Source organism: Corynebacterium sp. UMB10321 (assembly GCF_030228725.1).
Classification (GTDB): domain Bacteria; phylum Actinomycetota; class Actinomycetes; order Mycobacteriales; family Mycobacteriaceae; genus Corynebacterium; species Corynebacterium pseudogenitalium.
Genome location: NZ_JASOZC010000037.1, coordinates 1 through 320, shown reverse-complemented (window position 1 = coordinate 320; position 320 = coordinate 1). Strand labels below are relative to the sequence as shown.

The following is a 320-nucleotide window of genomic DNA, read 5'->3' as shown; positions in this document are numbered from 1 at the left end:
TCCGCGCCGCGGACAACCGCGAAGCCGAAACCGTCAGCCACGACGTCTGCTCCGAAGTCCACGCCGCGGACAACCGCAACGACGAAACCGTCCGCGCCGCGGACAACCGCGAAGCCGAAACCGTCAGCCACGACGTCTGCTCCGAAGTCCACGCCGCGGACAACCGCGACCACGAAACCGTCCGCGCCGCGGACAACCGCGAAGCCGAAACCATCGGCTACGACGTCTGAGGCCACGCCGCGGACAACTGTAACCACGAAGCCGTCCGCCCCGCGGACAACCACGCAGGTTCCGTCGAGTGTGGAAAGTTCCGCCCCGCC

Annotated in this window: 1 protein-coding gene; it reads left to right on the top strand. The window is 68.1% G+C overall.

Translation table 11 applies throughout. The features are described 5' to 3' along the window. The coding region (locus QP752_RS11225; RefSeq protein WP_284805539.1) for a hypothetical protein at nucleotides 1-230 on the top strand (230 nt) is incomplete at its 5' end. Nucleotides 231-320 lie beyond the last annotated feature (90 nt).